At 54.6% G+C, this 25,739-nt stretch carries 23 protein-coding genes and 1 riboswitch; of the genes, 9 read left to right on the forward strand and 14 right to left on the reverse strand.

Translation table 11 applies throughout. The annotated features are described in order from the left end of the window. The 4 genes from LOL23_RS17825 to LOL23_RS17840 all read right to left on the reverse strand — a co-directional run. Positions 1 to 2,550, reverse strand: a 2,550-nt coding sequence (locus LOL23_RS17825; protein WP_369414145.1) for an NACHT domain-containing protein, incomplete at its 3' end; no start/stop codon positions are given. A gap of 142 nt (positions 2,551 to 2,692) precedes the next feature. After that, the gene (locus tag LOL23_RS17830) at positions 2,693 to 5,371 is read right to left on the reverse strand and encodes an AAA family ATPase (protein WP_237174009.1); all 2,679 of its coding nucleotides are present in this window, start codon (positions 5,369 to 5,371) and stop codon (positions 2,693 to 2,695) included. Positions 5,372 to 6,535: 1,164 nt separating this feature from the next. Beyond that, a complete protein-coding gene (locus tag LOL23_RS17835; protein WP_237174010.1) occupies positions 6,536 to 6,781 on the reverse strand; it encodes a hypothetical protein in 246 nt (81 codons plus the stop codon). Between the two features lie 15 nt (positions 6,782 to 6,796). Beyond that, positions 6,797 to 8,104: a tyrosine-type recombinase/integrase gene (locus tag LOL23_RS17840; protein ID WP_237174011.1), complete on the reverse strand. Its 1,308-nt coding sequence runs from the start codon at positions 8,102 to 8,104 to the stop codon at positions 6,797 to 6,799. Positions 8,105 to 8,265: 161 nt separating this feature from the next. On the opposite strand from LOL23_RS17840, the gene LOL23_RS17845 reads away from it, so the two are divergent. After that, the gene (locus LOL23_RS17845) at positions 8,266 to 8,445 is read left to right on the forward strand and encodes a hypothetical protein (protein WP_237174012.1); all 180 of its coding nucleotides are present in this window, start codon (positions 8,266 to 8,268) and stop codon (positions 8,443 to 8,445) included. A 182-nt stretch (positions 8,446 to 8,627) separates the two neighbouring features. Here LOL23_RS17845 and LOL23_RS17850 read toward each other — a convergent pair whose 3' ends face one another. The 4 genes from LOL23_RS17850 to LOL23_RS17860 all read right to left on the reverse strand — a co-directional run bounded on the left by LOL23_RS17850 (position 8,628) and on the right by LOL23_RS17860 (position 12,429). Next, positions 8,628 to 8,882 (reverse strand): helix-turn-helix transcriptional regulator, encoded by a 255-nt coding sequence (locus LOL23_RS17850; RefSeq protein ID WP_237174013.1) that lies wholly within the window; start codon positions 8,880 to 8,882, stop codon positions 8,628 to 8,630. A 697-nt stretch (positions 8,883 to 9,579) separates the two neighbouring features. Beyond that, positions 9,580 to 9,939, reverse strand: coding sequence for a helix-turn-helix domain-containing protein (locus LOL23_RS19105; RefSeq protein ID WP_369414146.1), 360 nt, complete (start codon positions 9,937 to 9,939; stop codon positions 9,580 to 9,582). Positions 9,940 to 10,326: 387 nt separating this feature from the next. Continuing rightward, positions 10,327 to 11,742: a Cu(+)/Ag(+) sensor histidine kinase gene (locus LOL23_RS17855; RefSeq protein ID WP_237174014.1), complete on the reverse strand. Its 1,416-nt coding sequence runs from the start codon at positions 11,740 to 11,742 to the stop codon at positions 10,327 to 10,329. Positions 11,743 to 11,745: 3 nt separating this feature from the next. After that, positions 11,746 to 12,429 (reverse strand): heavy metal response regulator transcription factor, encoded by a 684-nt coding sequence (locus LOL23_RS17860; RefSeq protein ID WP_237174015.1) that lies wholly within the window; start codon positions 12,427 to 12,429, stop codon positions 11,746 to 11,748. 275 nt (positions 12,430 to 12,704) lie between these two features. On the opposite strand from LOL23_RS17860, the gene LOL23_RS17865 reads away from it, so the two are divergent. Next, on the forward strand, positions 12,705 to 13,031 hold the full coding sequence (locus LOL23_RS17865) for a four-helix bundle copper-binding protein (protein ID WP_237174016.1): 327 nt from the start codon (positions 12,705 to 12,707) through the stop codon (positions 13,029 to 13,031). Positions 13,032 to 13,307: 276 nt separating this feature from the next. Here LOL23_RS17865 and LOL23_RS17870 read toward each other — a convergent pair whose 3' ends face one another. Then, entirely contained in the window at positions 13,308 to 14,519 is a 1,212-nt protein-coding gene (locus LOL23_RS17870) for a multidrug effflux MFS transporter (RefSeq protein WP_237174017.1), read from the reverse strand. A gap of 144 nt (positions 14,520 to 14,663) precedes the next feature. After that, positions 14,664 to 14,864: a hypothetical protein gene (locus tag LOL23_RS17875; protein ID WP_237174018.1), complete on the reverse strand. Its 201-nt coding sequence runs from the start codon at positions 14,862 to 14,864 to the stop codon at positions 14,664 to 14,666. Between the two features lie 364 nt (positions 14,865 to 15,228). Between LOL23_RS17875 and LOL23_RS17880 the strand changes: the two genes are divergently transcribed. Beyond that, on the forward strand, positions 15,229 to 15,513 hold the full coding sequence (locus tag LOL23_RS17880; protein WP_237174019.1) for a DUF2933 domain-containing protein: 285 nt from the start codon (positions 15,229 to 15,231) through the stop codon (positions 15,511 to 15,513). Positions 15,514 to 15,811: 298 nt separating this feature from the next. On the opposite strand, the gene mntP is transcribed toward LOL23_RS17880, so the two are convergent. Next, positions 15,812 to 16,375, reverse strand: coding sequence for a manganese efflux pump MntP (mntP, locus tag LOL23_RS17885; protein ID WP_237174020.1), 564 nt, complete (start codon positions 16,373 to 16,375; stop codon positions 15,812 to 15,814). Between the two features lie 37 nt (positions 16,376 to 16,412). Then, a riboswitch (yybP-ykoY riboswitch) is annotated at positions 16,413 to 16,548 on the reverse strand. A gap of 286 nt (positions 16,549 to 16,834) precedes the next feature. On the opposite strand from mntP, the gene LOL23_RS17890 reads away from it, so the two are divergent. The 6 genes from LOL23_RS17890 to LOL23_RS17915 all read left to right on the forward strand — a co-directional run bounded on the left by LOL23_RS17890 (position 16,835) and on the right by LOL23_RS17915 (position 22,009). Then, positions 16,835 to 18,700, forward strand: coding sequence for a copper resistance system multicopper oxidase (locus tag LOL23_RS17890; protein WP_369414149.1), 1,866 nt, complete (start codon positions 16,835 to 16,837; stop codon positions 18,698 to 18,700). Continuing rightward, complete coding sequence (locus LOL23_RS17895; protein WP_369414150.1) at positions 18,697 to 19,923, forward strand: copper resistance protein B; 1,227 nt, start codon at positions 18,697 to 18,699, stop codon at positions 19,921 to 19,923. Before LOL23_RS17890 ends, LOL23_RS17895 begins: the two co-directional genes overlap by 4 nt. 68 nt (positions 19,924 to 19,991) lie before the next feature. Continuing rightward, the gene (locus tag LOL23_RS17900) at positions 19,992 to 20,498 is read left to right on the forward strand and encodes a cupredoxin domain-containing protein (RefSeq protein WP_237174021.1); all 507 of its coding nucleotides are present in this window, start codon (positions 19,992 to 19,994) and stop codon (positions 20,496 to 20,498) included. Between the two features lie 14 nt (positions 20,499 to 20,512). Next, a complete protein-coding gene (locus LOL23_RS17905; protein ID WP_237174022.1) occupies positions 20,513 to 20,986 on the forward strand; it encodes a c-type cytochrome in 474 nt (157 codons plus the stop codon). A 70-nt stretch (positions 20,987 to 21,056) separates the two neighbouring features. Continuing rightward, on the forward strand, positions 21,057 to 21,473 hold the full coding sequence (locus tag LOL23_RS17910) for a DUF411 domain-containing protein (protein WP_237174023.1): 417 nt from the start codon (positions 21,057 to 21,059) through the stop codon (positions 21,471 to 21,473). A gap of 161 nt (positions 21,474 to 21,634) precedes the next feature. Continuing rightward, a complete protein-coding gene (locus LOL23_RS17915; RefSeq protein ID WP_237174024.1) occupies positions 21,635 to 22,009 on the forward strand; it encodes a hypothetical protein in 375 nt (124 codons plus the stop codon). 37 nt (positions 22,010 to 22,046) lie between these two features. Here LOL23_RS17915 and LOL23_RS17920 read toward each other — a convergent pair whose 3' ends face one another. The 3 genes from LOL23_RS17920 to LOL23_RS17930 form a co-directional block, all read right to left on the reverse strand. Then, positions 22,047 to 22,478 carry a DUF305 domain-containing protein gene (locus tag LOL23_RS17920; RefSeq protein ID WP_237174025.1) on the reverse strand — a complete coding sequence of 144 codons (432 nt, stop codon included), beginning with the start codon at positions 22,476 to 22,478 and terminating at the stop codon, positions 22,047 to 22,049. A 179-nt stretch (positions 22,479 to 22,657) separates the two neighbouring features. After that, on the reverse strand, positions 22,658 to 24,913 hold the full coding sequence (locus tag LOL23_RS17925) for a heavy metal translocating P-type ATPase (protein ID WP_237174069.1): 2,256 nt from the start codon (positions 24,911 to 24,913) through the stop codon (positions 22,658 to 22,660). 410 nt (positions 24,914 to 25,323) lie between these two features. Further along, the gene (locus LOL23_RS17930) at positions 25,324 to 25,716 is read right to left on the reverse strand and encodes a copper-binding protein (RefSeq protein ID WP_237174026.1); all 393 of its coding nucleotides are present in this window, start codon (positions 25,714 to 25,716) and stop codon (positions 25,324 to 25,326) included. Between the last annotated feature and the right edge of the window lie 23 nt (positions 25,717 to 25,739).

Below are 25,739 nucleotides of genomic sequence, written 5' to 3' on the forward strand. Positions count from 1 at the left end.
ATCGACAACTTGCAGCACCGGCTGAGGAACCTGTTTTACTTTAACCCAACAGCCTCCGCGATTTCCGGTTCGATTCAGGTCGTAGAAGCGGTCGAAATAGGCTTGTGCCGGCTGCAAGATCGCACCCAACTTCCCAGCGCGCAGATCGTCACGCATCATGCCAAATGAGCGACGTGCCTCCTCAAACGCAACCTTGCGTTTACGCTCACGCTTTGCGGCTTCCTTCTCCTGACGGACCGCCCACTTGGGCTTCTCGGGATTTTCGAGCTTACGCAGGAAATCGCCGAGCGGCTTGTCGCCACGGCGGAATCGCTCCGCAGCCGCGCGCACGCGGGGATCTAACCCATCAGCTCCCCAGGCGATACGCACTAAATCTTGCCAGTCTTGGCGCAGCACCGGATCTTTGTTGTCGCCTAGGGCGAGCCGATCGAATAGGATGATGATGTCGTCAGGTCGCTCAGCCAGTTGTAGGAAGCGACGCTGCAAATGGAGTACAGTAACCCAAAGGCTGTCCTTACGGCGATCGTTCGCCAGCACGTACGCTTGGACTGCGCGGCGCAATGCGTCGTGCGTTCTCAGTCGCGCTGCGAGCGTCTGCTGGGAGTCGCGATGATAGTGTTGCACTTGCTCGATTATTTCGAGCCAGCGCCACAGGGACGGTGCCTCGACGACGCCTATCATGCCTTCATCAATACCGCGAACAACAAGATTGGCAATGATATCGGCCACTTCGTCGGTAAGTTCCCAGTCTGCATTGCGTAGCAGCTCTGCATAATCGGAGATCAGGTCGAGCACCCCGACCAGTCGCTCCGACGAGATCACGGCAAATAGTGGCTCATAGCTGCGGATGGTATGGACGCGCCGCCCCGTCCGGCGGCGTAGCGGAGAACTGGTTACCCCCATTTCAGCGAAAAGTGTTTCGACCAACAGGTCGTCTGAGACGTCGGCATCGATCAGCTGGATCACTTGACGCGCAAGCCGCGGTGCATCCTCGCCGCCCTGATTGGTGAGCATCGCGATCGTCGTGCGCCACCACGCCCGGTCACGATGCGGGAGCAGGGCCACAGCCGCATCGTAGCGCTCGCGATAAAAGCGCTCGGGTGCGAGTACGATCAATTCCAACGTATCGGCAAGCTGGGCTGCAAGTGGCGTACCTTGAAGCCCCTCGATCAGCAGCGAGCGCAAATGCTCGCTGCTCGCCGCCGAGGCGATGATCGCCTCAATCTTGTGTTTGAGCGTAGGTATCATCAATCCGGCTGCGGTCTTGCTGTCCCAGTCTGCCGCTCGGAAATAAGGATTATCCTCGGCGAGCCGACTCAGCGCCTCGAACAGGCAGGCCGCCAGATGCGGCGTTAGCGCGTTGGCCTCACCGTAACGCAGCACGCCATAGGGGTCCGCGGAGATGACCCGTTCGGCCATCGCCGGACTGTGATAGGCGAGCCAAGCATGAAGCCCGCGCAGGCTTGCCGGAACGCCGCCGCTGCCATGTAATTGGGCGAGCAGGCGTCGCTGCGTGCGCGGCGTCACCGCCTGGCATGCGAGCCAGCGCGCACTGAGATATTCAGCGATGACTCTGTGGATCGGCTTCGCGCGCGACGATCCGACGCTGTGAAACAGCTTGGACGAAAAGATCACACGTGCGGCCTTGGCCTTGGGCAAGGCCTCCAGATCTGCGAGCCGGACATCGCCTTGCTGCACCTGCGCAGCGCCTGCCGCGCTGACGGCCTCAGCTCCATCGAACAGCAGTCCGGCGGCGATTGCACCTGCGGCGTCGAGTGCTTCTTCCTGCGTCAGTTGGGCCAGGCCCTCGTCTTGCCGATCGACATCATGCTCAGGCCAGATAAGGGTGCAGACGCGCTCGAACAATGCTGCGCGCGTCGCCGGCAATTGCGAGTCGATTTCCGCGACACGCCGGATCAAGCCAAGCGTCAGTGGGTTACGGTAAAGATCTTGGAGACTATAGCTCGCGAGGTGATCGAGCACATGATCAGCATCCAAGCTCGGATTCAGCGCCAGCAGAAACGCCTGCGCTTCACTGCGATCAAGAGATTCGAGCGTCAGGACACGCGGCTCGGCGCCGTAAAGCCGACGCAAACTCGTCACGCTGCGCGCCTGCCATTCGCGCGATCGGCACGAGAGAATGAACGGCGGTGACCCCGCTTCTTCGAGCTGAGCCAAGATCGCGTCGACCGCGTCGCCCTCGCGCCGCGACATTGCTTCATCGAGACCATCGATCAACAATGGTTTACCCGTCGGCAGCAGCTTGACTGGATTCCTGGCATTGAGGAAGCGGATGGCGGTAAGTGGCTCAACCTCAAGCAGTCGTCCGAGCTCGCGCATCAGTTCGCTCTTGCCCATGCCAGGCTCACCGAGCACGATCTTGTTTCCGGGCATAGAGAGAAGTCCAGCTTCGTCGACACGGCTGTCGAGACAATCCTTCTCGCTGATCGCAAGCCGGCGCGGGAAATAGGCGGGCGCTAGCAAACGGCCGGCGTCCTCGACATGATCATCCGTCGGGATCGATGCGATGCTGGCCGTGCTCATTCTCATTTAGGTGTTCCTTTAATTTCGGCTTGTCGTACTGGCTCAACCGCGGGGAAAGTCCGCTTCGGGTCGTTTCCTGTCTGGCAGTCCCGACGGTTTTTGTCAGATCAAGTCGGAACTACTACACTTTAAAATATCTCAAAACGGACTATCTGCCCGGCCTCAGGTCAAGTCCGTCAAGCTCTTCAAGGGTTGCGACAACAGATTCCACCAGATCCCCGTCAAAGTCATCGCGATCAGCCTCTTCATGTGTACCTTTATTCAGGTACGTCCATATCAAATTGGTTGCCGGAATCCCGAGGATGCGACCATAGGCAGCGAGAATAGGCGCTTTATTGGCGTGATTGAACGTCTGTGCGTCTCTGAGTTTCTTCGCCAACGCTTCGCAAAGATTCCGCAGTGCTGGTTCTGCATTGACCCCAGCGAGCATCAAATTCAGGACTCCTTGATCGTGACTGCTTAACCAACGCCAAACCTTCTCAGACAGCATCTCCAGCGCTTGACGCGACGACGCCAAGGCATCACGGTCATTCAGCACATCTCTGGCTTCTCTTGCTTTGGTAATGTAGTTTGCACTGGGTACATTGCCTGTTACGCGAGGTTGATAATTTCCATCGTGATGACGGAGTAGATACACTTGGCAGTTGTTACGCCGCTGAACAGGTAAATGCTGCTGTATGTCTTTAATGAATTCATTGCTGTGACAAGTCACAATAAGTTGAGTTTGTGGGAAATGATCACTCTCAAAGATTGTTTCTCTGATGCCGCCACGATGGTCATGGTCTATAGCATTGATGGCATCATCAAAAACGATGATTGGGCATTGAATGCTCTTGGCTTTCGCCAACAGGATCGCCAACCCAAGGCAGCGGATATGCCCTTCACTGAGCACATGGAGTGCGTCCACACGCCGACCTGGATTTCCCCGAAACTCAATCTCGATTTTGTCATCCCCCGCCAGTGGGAGATAAAGAGCAGCTAGTTTGTCGGCGTCTAGGTCGTTTCGGTTGAACGAGTTGTAGAGCTTCATAGCGGCCTCATTGAGCCCTGCCATCAATTGGCCTGGGAGCTGGCTTCGGTACGACCTCAGTGATTCCAAGAACAGGTCATAGGCTACCTTGAATGGAGAGTCACGCTCGATGTCCCGTTTTTCCTGCTCAACTTCAGCAATTAGTTCAGCATTCTCTATATCGAAATCATTAATTCTGCCATTTGCTGCGGCGATATTCTCCCGCAGCTGTTGACGTTTGAGATCCTGCGTTTGCACCTTGAGCTGAAACTCAGCGAGTCTTTGTCGCTCAGCAACATGGGGTTGACGCTCCTGCAGTGTACGTTCGGACGCTATGTCCTGTGCTGCTATGCGATCAGCCACTTCGAGCAACTGTTCGAGCAACTGTTCGAGTGACGGCGTCTCTTCGTGCTCCCCGCTTGTCGCTGGGCGGATGTTCCTCCACCATGCGCCTTCGGGTTCTTCTGGTAGACTAGAAAGATATGCTCCGAGGGGTGTTTCCTCTTCTTGCTGAGTAGTGAGGAAGGTCTGTAGCGATCCAAATATTTTTCGAAGTTCGCGAGAGGCGCGCGCTGCATCTGTCTGCTTAGACTGCTGCTTTTCCTGCAACTGTCCTAACGCTTCGAGTTGCTTTAAACCAGTTGCAGCCTTGTCATATGGATTGCTTGTGACATGCGCCGGGCCATTCAATGGTGTATCGCAAGCTGGGCAGCGATCACCTATTGTCTTCTGAAGTGCGACGACGGCGTCATAAAGTCCTTTGAAGGATACTTCGTCACTCTGAGCGCGGAGAGTTGCGGTAATCTCATCCAGTTCATTTTGAATCGTGTGTGCTTTTTCAAAAGCGGCCTGAAGGCTCTGCCTAGTGACGCCTATCGTCGCTGGGGGAATCGTTTCCAGGATGGCATCAAGCTCTTGAAGGCGGCTGGGGGTTTCAGCACTCCCAACTAAGTGCTTGAGGTCAGCATACGAAATGTCGGGTGCATACGCTCGTGCCAGCTCAGCTTCTTCATTGTCGAGCTTCTGTAACGCAGCGTCCTCGCCTTGGACTGTTTCGTGATCAACTTTCAGTGCTGCACGGCGAGCGGCTAGAGTCCCTTGCTTCTCTGCAGTTAGAATGAGCTGGGTATCAATGCTCTCATTAAAATGGCTGACAAAATCACTGAATTGCTCCATGCCAAAAAGCGTTGCGATCAGCTCGGCGCGCTGGGCATTCGGGCGTGCAGCGATTCGAGAAAACGCATCAATCCGGTTCTTCTCGATAAAGCAGAAGCGGTAGGTATCAGGGTTTGCAATTACTTCAATTTCGCGGGCTTCATGATCGATTGCACTGAGCGCCGGTTCCTCAAAGCGTTGAGCATGGACGTTCATGAGGTAGGTGCGTGCCGCTATACGTTTAAGTCCTGCTTCCTCTACGTCTCCTAGCAGGGCATATTCCAGTGCTTCACACAGGCTTGTTTTGCCACTTCCATTGGGGCCGTAGAAAAGAGTAATTTGCTTGTCTAGGTCGAACGGCTCCGGAGTTCTGAATCCTCGGAATGGCCCAAGCGTGAGGCGCCGTAACCGAGTCCATGGCCATGCTCCTTCCTGCACTGCGGCCCCCGCCACCGGCGCTTCATCGACGGTATGCTCCAAGTGTTGACGCATCAGTTCGACGATAAAGGCTGACCGTTGATTGCGCTGCCTAGAGGTCCCCGCTAACGCATCAAAATTATCTAATGCCAGTCTAGCTAGACGACGAGCATCTACCGAACTCTGTTGTTCTGGCCGATAGAGCCATCTGACAAAGCTCTCAAAATCTTGCCTTGCGGAAGCCATACCCCCTCCATGTCGTTGGTTACGGATTGCGACTTTTGTTGCAATCGTACTAACAAATGTCCAGTTCTGCTAAAAGGAGGTCTGCTCGGACATAAAGTGTGGCCGGTCGAGAGCGCTGTCGTGCTATGTATCGAGCTATGCGAAGCGAAGCCCTGCAGGTTTTCCAGGATTCCTCACTTCATTCGCCGGCCTGACGACTTGGGGTGGCTTCGGGCTGCGGAACGGGATCTGTCCACGAACACCGTCGCCCCCTGGACTTGCCCTGCCCAATTCGTCCAGCCTGGCGCAAGCGTGGGTCTCGCCCAAGGTTACGGCGCTTGTGCCTCCACGGGAGGGCTGATCGTTAGCTATTAGCCTTGGAGCGGTCAAAAACCTCATGGGTACGCATCAGAGGCCCGCTCAAGCTCAGGGAGAAATCCTTTAGAATAAAGGGCTTAACTCCTGTGGGGTTGGGACATGGCGCAACTTCTTGACTGATGGGTGATCCTTGGACAGGAGCTGTCCAAGTAGCGGTCGCCAGTCCGACTGGGAGAGGATTCTCACCTTATGAGCGCAACTGAGCCGATCTTGGTTCCCGGAGCTCTGTAAGTCATTGTTTTTAAAGGGTGAGAATTCTCACCTTATGTTGACTTCTACAAAAACTGGCCGGAAAGCTGGCAACAGTTCTTCTCGGACTTTATTGATATGGTAGGGATGAGAGTAACGAGCGCTGACAGGAATCTCATCGAGCGGAACCTTGATTTGGCTAAAACGGCTTTCGCCCGAAGGGTGCTGCGAGTATGGCGACAAGCGACTCTTGATTCTCGGGTAGGTTTGTCTCGTCTTGAGACGTAGGAAAATAGAGCAAATACAGGATACTGGTGCACGCTTGATGCGCACATAACAAACAGTTGCAGTAGATGCCAGCAAGCTGACACGGCTGGACACGGGCGTTATGTTCAATGAATCCATGGGGCCTGTTATCGGCCTAGTTCATTGCTCCGATGTCCGCTTTGGGTCGTTTCTTGTCCGATAGTATTTGTCAGGCCGAGCCTAGATTTAGACAGATGAATGGTGACAGACAACGCCGCAGCGGCAAGCGCCCTATGCAGTATCTTTGACGTTGCCTAAACAGAAAAGCCCGCCATACGGGCTTTTCTACGCGGTCAACAACGGTTAGCTTTCTCAAACGGCGATGACCATGGAGAGAGGATCAGATTGTGTATTTTCTTCTGGCGTTTTCTTAGACGCAAAAACTGTGTAGCCAATTGTGCAAGAAATACCATCAATGATACCCACATGAGGAGTAATAGACAGCACACAGTATCCGTCCGATATGGCATTGCTTACCGTAGAACTAAGTTTTTCTGCAACCTGCCTTATATTATCCTGGGCTGTGGTTGCGCGGTAATAAGTGGTGAATGTCGCCATGAAGGTTCCTTTTTTCTAGTTAGCATCAAGCATAGATGCAGCAATAGTGACATCGCTTTGGGTCTGTGCCGATTGGTTTCTTTGGCTCTTTAACTGGTCAAGGTAATCAGCCCACACTTGTATCATCTGACGACGCTGCTCGTCGAATTGTGCTCGATCATAGGCGCTTCCGAGCTCTTCTTTGGACTCATGGGCTAGGTGACGCTCAATGATCTCAGCATCAAAGCCAAGACGCTCACGAATTAGTGTTCGGGCAGTCGCACGGAAACCGTGGCCGGTGATTTCATCTTGTGTGCAGTACCCAAGGCTCCTTATGGCCGCGTTAACGGTGTTGTCGGACCTAAATCGGCTTTTCTCAGAGCGTCGGCTGATGCTTCTGAAAACAGGCCCGGAGGGGCCGGTAATGTTTTGTAGACCCTTAAGGATTTCGACCGCCTGGTACGGTAGTGGCACGATGTGATCCGCTCCGCCACCTTGAGCTCGGCGGGTTTTGGTTTGCTTCACCTGAATTCCTGGACAGCTCCAGACGGCGGTGTTCAGGTCGAGTTGCTCCCACAGCATTTGTCGGACTTGGCCTGGACGCTGAAAAATCATGGGCATCAGCTGTAAAGCTGTCTTGGTAATCACGCTGCCGCGATAGGCATCCAGGTCGCGTAGCAGTTGACCAAGCTTCACCGGATCGAGAATTGCCGCCATATGCTTGACGCGTGGGGCAGGCAAGGTAAAGTCTGCGACGCCTTTCGCCATGAAATTTTCAGTGGGCAGCAGTACATTGCGCGTGACCGCATGGCGGTACGTCCGCTGAATTGATTCCCGCAGTCGTACAGCCGTTTCGCGGGTGCCAGAGGACGAAATTGCCTGCAAGGTATCCAATACGTCTGTGGTCGTAATAAGCCCGATTGGCAGCTTCCCCAGGCGTGGGAATGCATGCAGCTCCATCATACGAAGCACACGGTGGCTGTAGCCTGCCGTCCATTCATGCGTGGCGGTAGCGTGTTTATGCCAGTCACGAGCAACTTGTTCGAAGCTGGCGAGATCTCGCAGGCGTGCGGCTTCGCGTTTTTCCAGCTTTTCGCTTTTGGGATCTTTACCGACAGCGATCAATTGAAAGGCATCGCGTGCCAGTTGTCGTGCAGTAGTGGGCTGTACCTTTGGATAGGTACCAAAAGAGATGCGTACTTGCTTGCCTGATGTGGGGTGGGTGTAAAGAAACGCCCAAGACTTGCCCGAAGGGCGTATGCGTAGGAAAAGACCGGATATATCTGCGACTAAGCGGTCGCGTCCGTTGTGGTGAAGTTCTTCAATTTGTTTGGTGGTCAGCATTTGCAATACCCTGATTCCGTAGTTATTACCCAACGATATTTTGGGTAATAGCCAGGGGGGTGCCAAATGTGAAACCCACTGCGACCACTTGCGACTATCTGCGATGATGTGACGCAGAAGTCATTGATTTCTATGTTGATTTTGAGTCTTGCTAGGTTGCAATGGAACTCAAAAAAGAAATCGTTGGTGGCCTGGGGCGGAATCTAATCAACGCGGTTGAAGCCAACATCTATGCGCTTTTTCCATCGAACGGGAACGGTGGGGTACAAGCTGGGGTACAGGTGCTAAAAAACAACAAAAGTGGCCTGCGGTTCGATTCCATATGCGCCGTAACTGTGTGAGCTGTAGTTAATGTCACGCTCTCATAAGCCGCTTATGTGAGATTCGTATTCAAGCGTTGCTTCAGGTCGGCGACGACTTGAAGCACGCTGGATTTGGTATTTGTTTTCGGACAAAGAACATATCCGTCCGAAATTTGTAGCCCTTTCCGGACGGCCTCGATGAAAATAAATGGCGCGATGGCCTAACTGACAAGCGCCTTGTTACGCTCGATAAGCGCGTGCACGCTGGCTGCCGTGATGCCGCTGGATCGTTTGCCGATCTTGATCAGTACCAGCTCGCCTTCGTTGACCAGCCGATAGATAGTTGACCGGGATACCCCAAGCTTGGCTTCGGCCGTGTGGATCCGGTAAAGAAGTGCTTGATCGGGCGGCTGCGGGGTGTGGTATCTGGTTGACGGGTAGCCAAAGATTTGTGGCTGGTCCTGCTGTTCCTTCATTTCTTCCTCCGTTAGACCTTGGGAAGCACCCTGGGAGAATGAAGTTCAGGATGCTTTCCAAAGCAGGCGCGACCGGCGCCTTTGTGGACGGCCCTCCAAGATGCCACGATGGGGGCCGTATGCTTCGATCATTCTCGGCGGAGCCCGCCGCTGGCCCGCTGTCGCGGTTCGTCGGGATGCTGAGAACTGCGGTCTTTGCCGCTGTCATCAACGGATTACGCGCCATCCGTCGAGAGTGGCCTGCCTTTGTTGGCAGTACCGGCGTCCGTGGGTACGGATCGTCATCAGTTTCCCTCAGTCTGCGCCAGTCTCTACCGGCCCGGGGGAGTGATGATTTTTCACCTGTTTTGCTCCTACCCAGGTGCCTGTCGCCCCGCAAGATGCTGACGACTCGGGTAGCCGCGCACTCGCACCGCCGTCGTTGGGCAGGGCGCGGTATTCATCGGTGTAGCGTTGTTAAAGAGCAGGCTTGGTGCAATCATTACGTATCTATTTAGAAGAGTCAATACAAAACTAATATGAATCAGTCATATGGATCGTGTAAATTTATAAGGACGATGCTTGGCGCGCTTCGAAATGAAGCAAAGTGAATCGCTCTGACTCGTTGTAGGCTAAAGGTGGCGCCTGGGCTATGTGTAGTTTTTCAGCGACCGTCTAGAAGCGACGATGGGCTACGGCGACTCGTTTGAATAGCTGTTTAGCTGCCTGATTCTGTTTTTCCGCCGCCGCTGTTCGTGCCATGCTTGGCGAGTTTCATCTCGATGTAATCGCCAATGTCTTCCAAGACCACCGTTGGCAGCTTTGATACGGAATCCCTAGATATTCCGGGCCAGGGCCACTCATCCTCAAACATTTCCCCTTGTCCGGTAACGAGCCATTCAGCGCGGACTCGAAGGGCTGCAGCGATCCAAACCATGTGGCGGGAGGACTCGCTTCGACCGCTTTCTATATGTGCGATGGCGCCCTGGGTCAGGGAAGCCTGAACCAGGCCGGCCAACGCTTCTTGGGTTAGGCCTCGTTTCGTACGTGCGATACGTAGGCGCTCGCCGATGCTCATGATGTAAAGGGTCAGGGATTTTTTCCAGTAGTTTGATACATTATGACACGATTGTGAATCAGTATATGACCGACGAGAAAATACATATCTAATAAATTTGCACGATCGACAATATACTTCACTTCACCTTGGGTCATTGTGACAGTTAACGGCACAGCATGAGAGGCAAAGATTGTAAAGACAACGGCCCTTCGCTGCGAGATACCGTTCATCTATCAGTCATCAGCATGCGTCGCGCCATGCCGAGATTGTGGCCAGTCAGATGAAGGCAGATGGGAATTATTGGATGTGGGGTATCAGCTTTTTGAATTCGACCGTTGTTCTAAAGCGGGGATAGGCTTGCTCTCGGAACGCGGCGATAACAGCCATAGCGGCTCAGGAGCGTTGCTAGCGCACTGAATGTTGCGACGCTGGAAACACTACTTCGAACTGGGTTGCGTCCGCCGTCGAACTGGCGCTGACTCGCCCTCCATGGGCCTCCACAATCGTTTTCACGATAGCTAAACCCAGCCCCGAACCTTCACTGCTGCGATGGCGCGATGAATCCGGCCTGTAGAACCGTTCAAAAATGTGGGTGAGGTGTTCCGGAGCTATGACCGGCCCTGGGTTCGCGATACAGAAGATTGCCTTGTCGGATTCAAGACTGAGCGATGCCGTAACGCTACGTCCACGCGGTGTGTAGCGAATGGCGTTCGACAGTAGATTACTTAGGGCCCGGCGTATCATGAGCCTGTCCCCACGGACGAGCATTGGGCCGCCGACAGCGTCCAGTTGCACTTCGCGTTCTTCGGCCCAGGCACTAAAGTAGTCAAATAGCACCTTGATCTCGGCTTCAAGGTCAATCTCGACGAGCTCAGGCTTAAGTAAATTGTTGTCGGCCTGAGCGAGGAACAGCATATCGCTGACCATTTTGGCCATGCGCTCGTACTCTTCTAAGTTCGAGTACAAGATCTCCCGGTACTGTTCGACGCTGCGGGACTGAGAAAGTGCGACTTCAGTTTGGGTTTTCAAGTTCGTGATGGGGGTTCGAAGCTCATGCGCGATGTCGCCTGAAAAATCGGAGAGACGGCGAAAGACGTCCTCAAGCCGCTCAAGCATTCCGTTAAAAGACCTGGCGAGCTCGACTAGTTCAGTAGGCATGGCGTGCGGTTCGAGTCGTATATGCAGCTGATCAGGCCTGATTTTTCGGATTTCGCGGCTGATGCGGCGTATCGGTGCATGGCCTTGATGCACGGCGAGCCATGTGGCCAAAATCGCAATGAGACAGGCCACAACCGTGATGATCCGAAGGTAGTCCCGAAAGCTCTCCAGGTAATGCAGATGGAAATTGATACCCGTGGCGACTGCGATGGTTAAGATGCGCGGCGCAGGGAAACTGTCGCTTCCGGTCCGTAGTACAGCTCCTCGAAATGTCACGCCATGGTCTTGCCATATGCCAACCGTGTCGATAGTGATCTTCTCGACGGGCTGAGCGATTTGAGCGAACCTGTCCAAGTTCGAACCCGGCGTAGCATAGATCAAAGCACCGGAATCCGAGGAAATGCGATATTGAGCGTTATGGTGGCCAGACACGGCATTGGCAAACCGCTGGTTCAATTCTGCGGGTGCTATATCAGGCGGTAGCGTGGCTAGCGTGTGCTTTAAGGCCTGAACGACGGCATTCAGTTCATCGATATCTTGCTGGATAAAGTGGTTGTTGATCGACCGTTCTACGATCCAGCCGAATGTGATTAGTACGACCGTTATGACCGCCCCAATAGAAACGGTAAGCCGTACAGCTAGGGATGCCGGCCGTCTTTTCATCAACTATTCCGGGAGTGTCACATCGAGCATGTAACCCATGCCGCGAACCGTGTGGATAAGCTTAGGATCAAAATCGTCATCGATTTTGGCGCGTAGGCGTCGGATCGCGACATCAATGACATTGGTGTCGCTGTCAAAGTTCATGTCCCAAACCTGGGAAGCGATCAACGAGCGAGGCAGCACTTCGCCTTGCCGGCGTACCAAGAGCTCCAACAAGGCAAACTCTTTGTTCGTAAGATTAATACGCACGTTTTGGCGCTGAGCTCGGCGGCGTGGAATATCGAGAACGAGATCGGCGATCTGTAACTGATCCTGGAAAGCAGGAGTGGCGCCCCGCCTTAATAACGTACGAACGCGCGCTAGAAGCTCTGAAAAAGCGAACGGTTTTACCAAGTAATCGTCTGCGCCCAGCTCTAGCCCTTTGACCCGATCTTCCACGCTATCCCGGGCAGTCAGAAAAAGTACCGGCATTGACGATTTCGCATCACGTAGCGCCTGGACGATACGCCAACCGTCCACATCGGGCAGCATGACGTCCAAGATAATCAAATCGTAAGAACCAGTCAGGGCCAAATGATGCCCGTCTAAGCCAGTGCGTACGAGATCCACAACGAAGCCGGACTCAACTAGCCCTTGGCGTACATAATCACCGGTTTTGGTCTCGTCTTCGACCAACAGCAATTTCATGGGTTCGATCCTGTAAGTCCATCGGCTATCACGACAAAAGAAGAGTGTTCTGCCGTCCATAGTCCGACTTTAGTGCGATGTCGCTGACGGAAACATGACGTGAGCATTACAAAATTGTAATGCTACGGCAGAAGCCGTCATGCGCAGAGCTGAGTTGGAACGGAAATGCCAGCATTTATAGGCAAATTACTGCCCGTACGGTATCCAACTTGCTGCATGAGGGAAGTGGCACCGCATGATGGTGGCCACACACCTCAACTTCTTTGGAGATCGATATGCCTCATGAAAAGTTTCAATCATGCATAGACGCTTGTTATGCCTGCGCTACGGAGTGCGACCACTGCGCCGTTTCATGCCTGGGAGAACAGGACGTTAACAGCATGGCCCGCTGCATAAAACTGGACATGGATTGTGCACAAATTTGCCGCATGGCGGTCAGTTATATGGCTAGGGGAAGTGAATTCGCCCAAGCCCTTTGCAGTTTGTGCGCGGATGTTTGCCAAGCTTGCGCAGATGAATGCGCCAAACACCAAATGGATCACTGCCAGCGCTGCGCCGAGGCTTGCCGCAAATGTGCTGAAGAGTGCAGGCGGATGGCGTAGAAGGCCTGAAGGGCCGCGTGCGCAGAACCGTTGCCCTAGAGACGGTGCGCTAACTGAAGTACTTATTGGGCGCAGTACTTGACGCATGATCAAGGCTGCGCGCCCCATTACTGATCTTGGTGTTGAGCGACCAAGGCAGTGTAGGGGGGAGATATACAGTCACCTCTTCCCAGAGCGCGCGTCGTGGAGGTACGACTTCGGCGTTCGTGCGTAAATCTGGATTCTGCCTTGAGGCTTTGTACCAATACTTCGTTGTGCTCCTCTTTAGTACATCGACTAACGATTCATCCTTGTATGACAAAACCAAGCCAGGCAGCCGGCCCCAAGAAAACAGAGCACTGTTAGCGCCATAGCCAGACCGGAATCGGCTACTAGTGGCGCGACCAGCCCTGAGACCAACGTCATGACCATGGTTTGAATAAAACCTTGCAAGGATGCCGCCATCCCACGTGCTGAGGGGAATAGGTCGAGCGTCAGCAATGTAAGGGTTGGGGTCGCAAACGACATGCCAACGGTATAAAGTGCCACGGGCAAAATGACCCAGGGTAGAACGGGCGGCAGAAAGCCGTTGTACACCACGTTGAGCACCGTGGCACCCGCCATCATTAGGCAGCCATAGCTGACCGTCTTCAGTGGTGTGAATCGTTTCGCGAGTTTCCCTGACAAGTAAGCGCCGAAGATTATGCCGGACGTTGCAGGAATGAACAGCCACCCGAATTCTGCCTTACTTAATCCGAGATACTGAACAACGAAAATAGGCGCGGCGGAAACATACAAGAAAAAGCCTATGAAATTACAACTTAAGGCGAGGGTCAATAGCCAGAACGGCCTGCTTCTTAGCACAGTGCTGTAGCTACGCAGCAACGACGCTGGCCTCATCGATGTCCGTTGGTCCTGTGGCAGGGTCTCCGGCAGAGAGAAGTAGCTGGCCGCCAGTTGCAGCGCACTGAAAACGGCCATGAAAATGAATACCGATTGCCAGGGAAACCAGTTCTGCAGCCATCCCCCAAAAACTGGCGCAATGGCAGGAGCCAAGCCGAATATCATGCCCACCTGCGCGAGCAGTCTTTGAGCTGCAGGCCCCTCGAGCCGATCTCGAATGACTACACGCCCTACGATGCTGCCCGCACCCACTGAGAGCCCCTGCAATGTACGGAAAAAGATCAACAGACCAAGCGAACTGACCAATGCCCCGCCAATGGACGCTACGAAGTAAACGGCTAGTCCGGCCAGAATGACGGGACGGCGCCCAACTGCGTCGGATAGTGGTCCATGCAGAAGCATCATGACCCCAAAGGCAGCAAGGTAAGCGCTGAGCGTCTGTTGAAGTTCGAGCTGCGTTGCTCCGAGGCTCACCATCAGCATCGGAAAAAAAGGCATGTACATGGAAATAGAAAACGGGCCCAACATCGTATAGCTGCCGAGCAACCAGGCCAGCCACTTCACCGTCGGCTCATTCTGCGCTGCACTGTCTATAGAAGTTGTCATATTCGATTTTCGATGTATTTTTCAAGGATTGCAGACAGAGCGACCTTTTGCTACGGCCTTCTCTAAAATTTCGGCCAGCGAAAGAGCAAGAACGAAGTGGCGATCGCTTCGCGAGCCACCATTGCGTCCATTGACATTAGACGGCTATCGGCGATGTTCGGTGTCTCCCGGTGAACGAGCTACGTGGAGGTAAGCGCGCTCCACTCGTTCATCGCCTCCTGCCCGATCAGCCATCGTCTCGAGCGCACGCAATAAATGCTCGGCGACCAAAAGATCTCCTTCGTCACACGCGCGCTTGAAAGCAGCCAGGATGTCATCGCCCAAACTCGTGTATTTTTTTTCCATAGCATGTCTACTTCCTCAAGCAGGATTACAGTGGTCCGGGAAGCGTTGTCTGTTTCACTTGATCCTCATCACGTTAATCAATTGCACGATAGACGTTCCCACAGTGACAATGTCAATGAGATGCGGTAGTTTTTCCACTTCGTTGTAAACGCAGAACCTCCGCGCACGTGAGTCGGCGCCAAAAAAGCCGGGCGAGTGTTTTGTACATGAGGCAACAAATCTTTTACTTCAGAAGCTACTTTTTCGGACATGACCAAGATGTAATGCCGATGCAATCTATTTGACAGCGGGGGAAAGGTACAGTGGGCTCGTCGCCATACCTGTCCATGGACCGCTGGCGAATTGACCACAAGGAGAGTCTGCGATGAAATGCGATATGAAAATGATGGTGAAGACCGGTCTTGGGCTGGCCGTGCTGGTCGCTGCGGCCTACGCGACGGTGCCTACGGCGCGTGAATGGATTGCAGCGGTAAGCCCTTTCTTATTCTTCTTGATTTGTCCGTTGATGATGCTTTTCATGATGAAAGGTATGCAGTCGTGCCACGTCGACCACGGAGCAAAGAAAGACGAGTCCATGCAAGGGCCGATGCCCAAAACGGCTAGCAAAGGCGATAACCAACGTTCACTAGGTAGCGAAAAAGCGCTTTGACAGGCCATCACGCCATGAGAACCAAACGCACACGAATAGTTGTCCTAGCGCTGGCCGCAATTGGGTTGCTCGCGGTTTTGGCTTTCGTTTTCATGGGCATTATGATGTTCTGGATGATGGGCAATTGAAGGGAAATTTAACTCCCAATATCGCTCGCCCCATCAAGCTTGATCACGACGGACCAGATCCGTCTGCAACCAAGCATACAAGATGAGCTCACCACGGAACCGTTGTAATAAACGAGCTAAGCACATAAGATCAGGCACAGCTACTCAGCCGCGCCTGCTTTGCCAGCTTCTTACATGGTGAGGTGTTCGTACAGAATGGCCGCGCCGACACCCATCAGCGCGAGTCCGCCGAGAACTTCCGCCCATTTGCCAGCCACTTTGCCAATCAAGCGGCCGACCATGACGCCGAGCGTCACCATCAGAAGCGTCGCTAACCCTATGGCCGCCGCCGTTACGAGAATGTTGTTGTCGACAAAGGCAAGACTGACGCCGACGGCCATAGCGTCAATACTGGTGGCGAACCCCGTAGCCGCAAGCAACCAAAATGAGTGGCGAATTGCGGGAGCGGCCTCGGGCTCGTCAGCTCGAAGTCCGCTGCGTATCATCCATGCGCCTAAAACCAAAAGCAAGCCGAAAGCGATCCAGTGGTCCCAGTCGGCGACGAACTCCGCTGCCATGGAACCCAGCGCCCAGCCGATCAACGGCGTGATGGCTTCGATCACACCAAAAATAACACCGGTTCGCAGCGCTTCTGAAATGCGAGGATTGCGAAGGGCAGTCCCTTTTCCCACGGCAGCAGCAAACGCATCGGTCGACATTGCCAACGCTAGAATCATCGTAGAGAAAAAATTCATGCGAGAGTAGTTCCAGCCGAGCGACACATGGATTTTCCCGTACGGCTCGGCAGCGCACGAAAAAATCTATGGTCTCGCCATGCCTTTCGGCCGCTTGCGCCATGGCTCAGGAGCCAAGAATGTTGACGCAACCCTTTCAACCGAAGTTGAAAGCAGGCTACTCCCCAGAGAGGTACCGAGAGTGTATCACTCGGCCTACACAGTAAATCGAAGGTGCGGGTTCCAAGGTCGAATCGTCCGGATTTCCTAAGCAGTCAACTTTTCGTCCTGTTTTCTATCCTCGATTAAGAAGTTTTGCAATAAATCCAGAGCCATCTTCCTTCATTACAGAAAAGTAATGCGGGCGTCACGTGTGTGACATCCGCGCCTGCTTAAAGTCACGTACTGACGCTTTGTCGCTTAGAACATGAGTTGGCAGGCGACGCTCTCAACTAAAGACACATTACAGGATTCTCTCGCGTGAAACGCCCAACTACGCTAGCCGTTCCCCTCCCGGCCATACCCCGCCGTCGTTTTGTCCAAGGATTAGCGGCCGGTGGCGTGTTGCTGGGCTTGTCGCCATTTGCCCGCGGCGCTGGAACCCCATCGGACGGAACGACTACCGGCTCCGCGGCTGTGCTGAGCGGGACCGAGTTCAATCTGGAAATCGGTGAATCGCCCGTGAATTTCACCGGCAACCCTCGCATAGCAACGACGGTGAACGGCTCGCTACCCGCCCCGACATTGCGCTGGCGGGAAGGCGATACGATCACTATTCGCGTCAAGAACCGCCTGAAGGAAACTACCTCGATCCATTGGCACGGCATCATCCTGCCATTTCAGATGGACGGCGTACCGGGCATCAGCTTTGCCGGAATCCCACCGGGCGAAGCATTCACGTATCGGTTCAAGGTGCAGCAAAGCGGCACCTACTGGTACCACTCGCACTCGGGCATGCAGGAAGCCACGGGGGTCTATGGGGCGCTCATTATCGATCCGGCGCAAGCCGATCCAATACGCGCGGATCGGGAGTACGTCGTTCAACTCTCTGACTGGACCGACGAGGACCCGATGCGGGTCCTGGCCAAGCTTAAGATGCAAGGCGACTACTACAACTACAACCAGCCCACGGCCGTGGATTTCTTTCAGGATGCCTCCCAGATGGGTCTGAAAGCGGCTATCGACAAGCGCAAAATGTGGAACGAGATGCGCATGAGCCCCACGGATTTGGCCGATTTGTCCGCGAACGTGCTGACTTACCTGATGAATGGTACGACGCCAGCGGGCAACTGGACGGGGCTATTTCGACCTGGAGAGCGGGTGCGGCTGCGCTTTATCAACGGAGCGGCTAATACCTTCTACGATGTACGCATCCCGGGCCTTCAGTTGACCGTCGTTCAAGCCGACGGGGTCAATGTGGAGCCCGTTACGGTGGACGAGTTCCGATTCGGGCCCGGGGAAACCTACGACGTGCTGGTGCAGCCCAAGGACGACGCTTACACCGTTTATGCGCAAGCAATGGACCGCACGGGATATGCGCGCGGTACGCTAGCCACGCATGCTGGTCTCGAAGCGCCAGTACCGGCGCTTGACCCCGTGGAATGGTTGACCATGGCGGACATGATGGGCGCTATGGGCGGGGGCATGGCGGGAATGAGTCATGGCGCAGCCAGCCAATCTTCCATGGGAGGCATGAGTCATGGCGGTATGGCAGGAATGAACCACGGCAATATGGCGGGGATGAGCCACGGCAGCATGCAAGGGATGAATCACGCAGGCATGGCTGGCATGGACCACAGCGCGATGTCTGCGGCTGGCGCCAACACCCAGGTACGCCACGCCAGGACCGAGTATGGGCCCAGCATCGATATGCGGGTCGATATGCCGCGCACCAACCTGGACGATCCCGGCATCGGCTTGCGTAACAACGGACGGCGCGTGCTCACACTCTCCAACTTGCACACCGTGGGCGGTGCAATGGATCCGCGCAGCGCAGAGCGTGAGATCGAGCTCCATCTGACCGGAAATATGGAGCGCTATACCTGGTCGTTCGACGGAGTGGAGTTCGGAAAGTCAACCCCAGTTCATTTCCGTTATGGCGAACGGGTCCGAGTCATCTTGCACAACGACACCATGATGACGCACCCTATGCATCTGCACGGGATGTGGAGTGAGCTCGAAGCGCCCGATGGACAATTCCAGGCCAGGCGCCACACGATACCCGTGCAGCCGGCTCAACGTATCAGCTTTCTTGTGACTGCCGATGCGCTCGGACGCTGGGCGTGGCATTGCCATCTGATGCTCCATATGGATGCAGGGATGTTTCGCGAAGTGGTGGTGGCATGAAGACAATGAACGAAACGTTAGGCATCCTGGCCGTGAATAATCAATTGAAGAAGAAGTTTCTTGCGGCGACCATCGCTACAGTGGGAGTGATGCCCGTGCTCGCCTATGGGCAGACGCATGCGGGCCATGCCGATCACACCTCGGAACCGCCAAAGGTCAGTGCACCAGCGACGGCTTCAGACATGAACCATGGCTCTATGAACATGTCCGATAAGGATCATGGCTCCATGGGTATGCCAGGTATAGATCACGGTTCGACGGACATGTCCGGTATGGATCATGGTGCGGGGAAAGTCCCAGCGCAAAGCCATGACGCCATGAAGATGCCCATGAAGCAGCCTGAAACGAGCAAAGATGCTTCCGCCATGCCGGGGATGATGCACGGTCAGTCCAGCTCTAATGCGCCGGCCTCTGCCCACGACATGAGCGCGATGGATCATGGCAGTGGCGAAATGGATCACGGCGATATGCAAATGCAGGGCGGATCGCCGCCGCCAGATGCCCGTGATCCGGATGCCTACTCCGACGGCTACGTCCGCAATGCCGGCAAGTATGCTTTGCCCCCGTCAGACGCACTGATCATGTCGGACATGCATAACTTCGGTTCGGTCAACGTCGATCGGTTGGAGTACGTTAGAGCGCGAGGCGAGGAATGGGGGGCTTATGAAGGGGAAGCCTGGTATGGAAGCACCTATAACCGCGCCGTGATCAAGGCGGAAGGCGAAGTGGCAAGCGGTAAGCTGCAAGAGTCCGAGACGCAACTGCTGTGGCGCCATGCGGTTTCAACGTTCTGGGATACGGAACTTGGCGTGCGATTCGACCATGGCCAAGGCGTGCCGAACCGGGAATGGTTGGCATTTGGCTTTAAAGGGTTAGCGCCTTACTGGTTTGAAGTCGATGCCACGGCCTATGTCGGCTCGAGCGGCCGCACCGCTTTGGCGCTGAAGGCGGAGTACGACATCCTGTTGACTCAGAAACTGTATCTCCAACCAAGCGTTGAGATGAATTTCTATGGCAAGGACGATGAACGCTGGGGCATTGGTAGCGGCTTGACGGACGGCACAGCGGGCTTGCGCCTCAAGTACGAAGTCACGCGTCAGTTTGTCCCGTACGTTGGCGTCGAATGGTCCAGCAAGTTTGGAAAAACGGCGGATTACGCGCGGGCAGCGGGCGACTCCAAGCAGGAAACCCGTTTTGTGGCCGGTCTGAGCTTTCGTTTTTGATGTCGCCTTTTCTCTACGGGCGGCTTGAAACGGCTGCCTGCCTAAACAAACTCTAAGAGAGTATTCGAATGAAAAAGACCCTTTCTATTCTGGCTTTGAGCGTGCTGCCAGCCCTCGCATTGGCTGCAGGCAACCATGCCGGGGGACATGGCGCACCGGCGCATGGCATGCCGGGGCACGATATGTCCACGATGTCGAAACCTTCGCCAACCGGCCAGCCCGGCGACCCGGCCAAAGTTACTCGCACCATCGAGCTGACGATGGACGACACCATGCGATTTACGCCGGGTGACATCCAGGTCCGTGCAGGCGAGACGGTTCGCTTCTTTATTAAGAACACGGGGAAAATCCCTCATGAAATGGTGATCGGCTCCATGGCCGATCTGAAGGCCCATGCGGCTGAGATGCAGAAGATGCCTGGGATGAAACATGCCGAACCGAATATGATTACATTGGCGCCAGGCAAGATTGGTGGCCTGGTGTGGCAGTTCGACGAGGCGGGCACCGTAGATTTTGCCTGTCTGATACCGGGCCACATGGAGGCCGGGATGGTCGGCAAGGTAAAAGTCAGCTGATTTATCACATAGAAATGTCGCATAAAAAATTGATTTTCGGGGTGGCCGGTGTCGTCATCATCGGTGCCGCCGCCATCCTTTACACCACGATGCGACAATCTGGCCCGGCATTCATTGACCCTGCGGATCAGTCCCTTGTGATGCACGGCAAGGCCATCTATGCGAACAACTGCGCAGCCTGCCATGGCGAGTCCCTGCAAGGGCAGCCGAACTGGCGTGACCGCATGCCCAATGACAGGCTACCCGCACCGCCGCACGACAAGACCGGGCATACCTGGCACCATCCCGATGCGATGTTGGTCGATATGGTGAAAAACGGCCTGGTTCCTGGGAAAACGGCGCCGCCAGGCTATGTCAGCGACATGCCCGCGTATCGGGACATCCTCAGCGATCAAGAGATCATTGCGGTACTGGCTTATATCAAGAGCAGCTGGCCGCCCAAGGTCCTGAAAGCGCAAAAAGAAGTTACCTTGCAACGACAGAACTAAACTGCCCGAGCGTGGTCTTTATCTATAGTATGAATCATTCAAGATTTACATTTTTGCTGGAGCAGGTTTCATGAAATTATGGCTAGCAGCGGCTGCCTTGGCTTCCGCATCATCGTTTGCCCATGCTGCGGGCACGGCCATCACGGTCTATCAGGATCCTAACTGTGGGTGTTGCACCGGGTGGGTCGAGCATATGCGGGATTCCGGCTTTAATGTTACAGCCATCAAAACGGCCGACATGGCTTCAGTCAAGCAAAAACTCGGTGTGCCGTCGAAACTCAGTTCATGTCATACGGGCGTAGTGGAAGCTACAGGCCAACTCATAGAGGGACATGTGCCGGCCAATGCGGTCAACAAGTTACTCGCTGACGCTTCGGTAAAAGGCGTCTCAGCGCCTGGCATGCCGTTGAATGCGCCAGGCATGGGCAAGCTGGACGGCAATCTGGTTACTGTGGACTTTAACGGTAAACCGTTTTCCAAGGACTAAAATCTACAGACAAGAACGATATAGCCGAGTACGCCGTGATTAGTATGCCTCCGTTATTCTGACGTTGGAAAACATCTCCACGAGCTATACCTACATCTTTCTTGCATCATAAGTTCAAGCTGGTTTGTAAAAAATCAATTTTCTGAATTTAGGAGATTCAAATGAATATGAAAGTATTGTTGATTGCACCCATTACGGCGCTCTTATTGGGTGTAGGCGGCGCAAGCATAGCAGCGACGTCCAGCAGTGATGGCACCACCACGGGCATGAAAGCTGAATCAGACATGATGCAGAATGGTGCCGCAGCCCAGATGGGCGATATGAAGCCAGGCAAGATGAACGATCACGGCATGATGGGCGGCGGCATGATGGGCGGCGGCATGATGGGGATGATGGGCAGCTGTCCTATGATGGGCGCGGCTGGTGGCGCCAATAGTAAAGTGATGATGCAGATGCATGGCGAGATGATGCGTGCCATGGGCGACATCATGATCAAGTATGCCGACAAGCTTGAAGTGCCATCCTCACCTCAATAACGAGGCTTAAGCGCTACCCGAAGACCCGTCAAGAACGCTATTTCGATGGCTTTGGATGCGCTGCAAGCCACTCATCGAACTTCGCGATTTCTTTTTTCTGAGCTGCGATGATTTCTTTGGCCATCTGTTTCATCTCAGGATCTTGACCTTTTTTCAGCTCTAGCTCGGCCATGTCTACAGCGCCCTGGTGGTGAACCCGCATCATGGCGGCAAAGTCATAATCAATATCACCCGAGGGCTTCATGGCATCCATGCTTTTGCGCATTTCCATCATGGAGCCCCGCATATCCATGGACATACCGCTCTTGGCGGTTTCCGAATTCATGGCGGGTTGATTCGATTGAGTCATTGTCGTTTGAGCAGGCGCTGAAAACGAGATGGCCGCCATGCTGGCTCCCAGCAGCAATGGCAACAGGCGGCGCAACGCGAGCGTGTTCGCACGGCCTGCAACTTTGGCTTGAATGTGCATGATTTTTTCCCAGTAAGTTCGCCGAAATTGACGGTACGCTACTCGCCAGCATGCGCCATGCCCTTAAGCCGCTCATTCGGACTCCGCCATGGTGACGGTCGGTCCATCGCTGGCATGAACTAAACGTTGTATCTGACGCAAACGATCAGGCCCAAATCAACATAGTTGACCTATGGAATTCATACCGACTTGCGCAGTCTAAGGGCGTTGAAAACGACCGATGCTGAGCTCAAGCTCATCGCCAATGCGGCGAACATGGGCGAAAGCAACAGGCCCACAAACGGGTACAAGACCCCAGCAGCTAATGGCACGCCAAGGGCGTTGTAAACGAATGCGAAGCCCAGATTCTGCTTCATATTGGCGATTGTTGCGTCCGACAGGTGGCGAGCAATCGAGATCCCGCGCAGGTCACCTTTGACGAGGGTGACCTGAGCACTGTTCATGGCCACATCGGTACCGGTACCCATCGCAATGCCGACATCCGCTTTGGCGAGCGCAGGGGCGTCATTAATCCCGTCGCCGGCCATGGCGATAATCCGTCCTTCAGACTGAAGCTTGGCGACGAGGTTCAGCTTGTCAGCTGGCTTGACTTCACCATGCACTTCATCGATTCCCAGTTGCTGCGCAACGGTTTTGGCCGTTGCAATACCGTCGCCGGTTGCCATGATCACGCGGATCCCGGCCTTCTGGAGATCGCGCACGGCCTCCGGCGTGCTCTGTTTGATCGGGTCCGAAACTGCCAGCAGGCCCGTCAATTGGCCATCCACTGCAAAGAACATGACGCTTGCACCCTTTGCCCGCAAAGATTCTGCCGTGTCAGCTACCTCAGCCACATCGATGCTTTCTTGCTGCATGAGGGCGGTGTTGCCCAGTGCTAGGGCTTTCCCGTCGACCTGACCACGAACACCGATGCCGCTGCCCGATTCGAAATCGCTGACGGCACCGAGGACTAGGCCTTGCTCACGGGCGGCATTAATAATGGCGTCTGCCAAGGGATGCTCGCTGCCCTGATCGAGGCTTGCCGCCAGACGCAGTACTTCGTCAGCCTCTGTGTCGCCAACAGGAATGGCTTGCTCGAACATAGGCCGGCCTTCCGTCAAAGTACCCGTCTTATCAACGATCAGCGTATCGACCTTGCGAAGGTTTTCGATGGCCGCCGCATCGCGAAACAGCACTCCTTGCGTGGCGCCTCGACCGGTCGCCACCATGATGGACATGGGCGTAGCCAAGCCAAGTGCGCAGGGGCAGGCGATGATCAGCACGGCCACAGCGTTAATTAATCCATATACCCAACTCGGTTGAGGGCCAAACATACCCCAGACGAATAGCGTGATGATGGCGATGACCACGACCGCCATGACAAAATAACCGGCCACTTGATCGGCCATCCGTTGCATCGGCGCGCGCGAGCGCTGGGCTTGCGCAACGAGCTGCACGATTTGCGAGAGCACCGTGGCCGAGCCGACCTTTTCAGCGCTAATCACTAGCGAGCCAGATGTGTTCATCGTCGCGCCGATCACTTTGTCGCCAGGGCGCTTGCTCACTGGCAGAGGCTCGCCTGTGAGCATGGATTCGTCCAGAGAACTGGCACCGTCTTCGACAATGCCGTCGACGGGCACTTTCTCCCCGGGGCGTACACGCAAGCGGTCGCCTTCATGAACATGCGTCAGGGGCACATCTTCCTCCGTACCATCCGCGTTGATACGACGAGCAGTTTTGGGTGCGAGCCCCAGCAGCGATTTGATGGCAGCGGAAGTCTGCGATCGTGCCCGCAGCTCCAAGATTTGGCCAAACAGGGTCAATGAGATGATGACCACTGCGGCCTCGAAGTAGACGGCAATCCGGCCCATGGACATGAACGTTTCGGGGAAAACGCCAGGCGCTACAGTGGCGATGACACTATATATAAACGCGGCACCTGTACCAAGGCCAATGAGCGTCCACATGTTGGGGCTGCGGTTGATCACCGACTGCCAGCCCCGCACAAAAAAGGGCTGGCCCGCCCACAATACTACCGGCATCGATAACACCAGCTCAATCCAAGTTTGGGCAGTCACGCTGAACCAGCCTAACTGGTGACCAAACATGGCCAAAACGGTGACAATGATGGTAAAAGGCAGGGTCCACCAGAATCGTCGGGTGAAATCTTTCAGCTCCGGGTTGTCATCCTCAAGGCTAGGCATCAGCGGCTCAAGCGCCATGCCGCATTTTGGGCAGTTTCCTGGATGATCCTGGCGAATCTCCGGGTGCATGGGGCACGTGTATATCGTCCCGGTCGGTTGCTCGAGAGCTATATCATCACCATCATGGTTCTTCGTTGGTGAAATGAATTTCTCTGGATCGCTATTGAACTTCGCGAGACACTTCTCGCTGCAAAAGTAAAAAGACTTGCCTTCGTGCTCAACGTGGTGAGGAGAGTCTGCTGTTACATGCATACCGCACACCGGATCGGTGTATTGTGGTCCTAAACCCTGTAATTTCACATTGCGGTTGGGGTGATGTTTAAGGTTGTTCTGCGCCATGACGATAAGAACCTTTCCATGCGTTAGCGGCAAACCGAGCCTCTGGACGAGGCGATTGCCCCTAGGGTCTAAGAGGAACGCGGCAACGCATATTCCATAATGCCATATACCTACTGCTTTCCAAGCACTAATTTGTGTTCTAGCGCATTACATTTTTGTCATGTGTTAAAGCGACATGGGACGACAGGGGTACGTGAGAGGTAGCGATTCGTAAAAGATAGGCGCCTCCATGGGAACGTAGCCAAACTGAAACAGCCATGGTTGCGAGCCATTGAAAGAAGCGCCATCGCACTGTGGCTGGGATGGCGCCCGATTTACACTAATTACCGCTTTTCCAATGCAGTGATGGTATAGGTACCATTCAGGTTTTCCAGACGGAATTTTACTTTCTCGCCTTCTTTGGCTCGCTTGACCATCGCCTCATCTTTGGCCTTGTAGGCCATTGTCATCGCAGGCATGCCGACGGTTTTAAGCTCGCCGTGTTCAATGCTCACCATCCCGGTTTGCCGATCTACTTTTTTAACGACGCCATCGTCCAGCGCGTTGTTCATGGATTTGGTTGATTTTGTTGGATCAGCGCTCGCGCCCATGTCCATTTTCATACCGTTGGCGCTATTCATGTCCATATCCATTTTCATGCCCTCGGTTGCGTAAACGGCGCTGGTCATTCCCAGTGCCAAGCTGATCGCAATGGCACGACTAGTTAATGTATTCATAAAGCATTTCTCCAAAGTGAAAG

The organism is Paracandidimonas lactea, from assembly GCF_021653995.1.
In the GTDB taxonomy this organism is placed as follows: domain Bacteria; phylum Pseudomonadota; class Gammaproteobacteria; order Burkholderiales; family Burkholderiaceae_B; genus Allopusillimonas; species Allopusillimonas lactea.

Bases quoted from the DNA above. Each gene is read 5' to 3' on its own strand.
- LOL23_RS17895 (WP_369414150.1), top strand. From the start codon at position 18,697: ATGAAGACAATGAACGAAACGTTAGGCATCCTGGCCGTGAATAATCAA.
- LOL23_RS17905 (WP_237174022.1), top strand. From the start codon at position 20,513: ATGTCGCATAAAAAATTGATTTTCGGGGTGGCCGGTGTCGTCATCATC.
- LOL23_RS17925 (WP_237174069.1), bottom strand. From the start codon at position 24,913: ATGCATGTAACAGCAGACTCTCCTCACCACGTTGAGCACGAAGGCAAG.
- mntP (WP_237174020.1), bottom strand. From the start codon at position 16,375: ATGAATTTTTTCTCTACGATGATTCTAGCGTTGGCAATGTCGACCGAT.
- LOL23_RS17880 (WP_237174019.1), top strand. From the start codon at position 15,229: ATGAAATGCGATATGAAAATGATGGTGAAGACCGGTCTTGGGCTGGCC.
- LOL23_RS17920 (WP_237174025.1), bottom strand. From the start codon at position 22,478: ATGCACATTCAAGCCAAAGTTGCAGGCCGTGCGAACACGCTCGCGTTG.
- LOL23_RS17865 (WP_237174016.1), top strand. From the start codon at position 12,705: ATGCCTCATGAAAAGTTTCAATCATGCATAGACGCTTGTTATGCCTGC.
- LOL23_RS17835 (WP_237174010.1), bottom strand. From the start codon at position 6,781: ATGGCGACATTCACCACTTATTACCGCGCAACCACAGCCCAGGATAAT.
- LOL23_RS17830 (WP_237174009.1), bottom strand. From the start codon at position 5,371: ATGGCTTCCGCAAGGCAAGATTTTGAGAGCTTTGTCAGATGGCTCTAT.
- LOL23_RS17915 (WP_237174024.1), top strand. From the start codon at position 21,635: ATGAATATGAAAGTATTGTTGATTGCACCCATTACGGCGCTCTTATTG.
- LOL23_RS17910 (WP_237174023.1), top strand. From the start codon at position 21,057: ATGAAATTATGGCTAGCAGCGGCTGCCTTGGCTTCCGCATCATCGTTT.
- LOL23_RS19105 (WP_369414146.1), bottom strand. From the start codon at position 9,939: ATGAGCATCGGCGAGCGCCTACGTATCGCACGTACGAAACGAGGCCTA.
- LOL23_RS17860 (WP_237174015.1), bottom strand. From the start codon at position 12,429: ATGAAATTGCTGTTGGTCGAAGACGAGACCAAAACCGGTGATTATGTA.
- LOL23_RS17875 (WP_237174018.1), bottom strand. From the start codon at position 14,864: ATGGAAAAAAAATACACGAGTTTGGGCGATGACATCCTGGCTGCTTTC.
- LOL23_RS17855 (WP_237174014.1), bottom strand. From the start codon at position 11,742: ATGAAAAGACGGCCGGCATCCCTAGCTGTACGGCTTACCGTTTCTATT.
- LOL23_RS17840 (WP_237174011.1), bottom strand. From the start codon at position 8,104: ATGCTGACCACCAAACAAATTGAAGAACTTCACCACAACGGACGCGAC.
- LOL23_RS17930 (WP_237174026.1), bottom strand. From the start codon at position 25,716: ATGAATACATTAACTAGTCGTGCCATTGCGATCAGCTTGGCACTGGGA.
- LOL23_RS17850 (WP_237174013.1), bottom strand. From the start codon at position 8,882: ATGAAGGAACAGCAGGACCAGCCACAAATCTTTGGCTACCCGTCAACC.
- LOL23_RS17900 (WP_237174021.1), top strand. From the start codon at position 19,992: ATGAAAAAGACCCTTTCTATTCTGGCTTTGAGCGTGCTGCCAGCCCTC.
- LOL23_RS17845 (WP_237174012.1), top strand. From the start codon at position 8,266: ATGGAACTCAAAAAAGAAATCGTTGGTGGCCTGGGGCGGAATCTAATC.
- LOL23_RS17870 (WP_237174017.1), bottom strand. From the start codon at position 14,519: ATGACAACTTCTATAGACAGTGCAGCGCAGAATGAGCCGACGGTGAAG.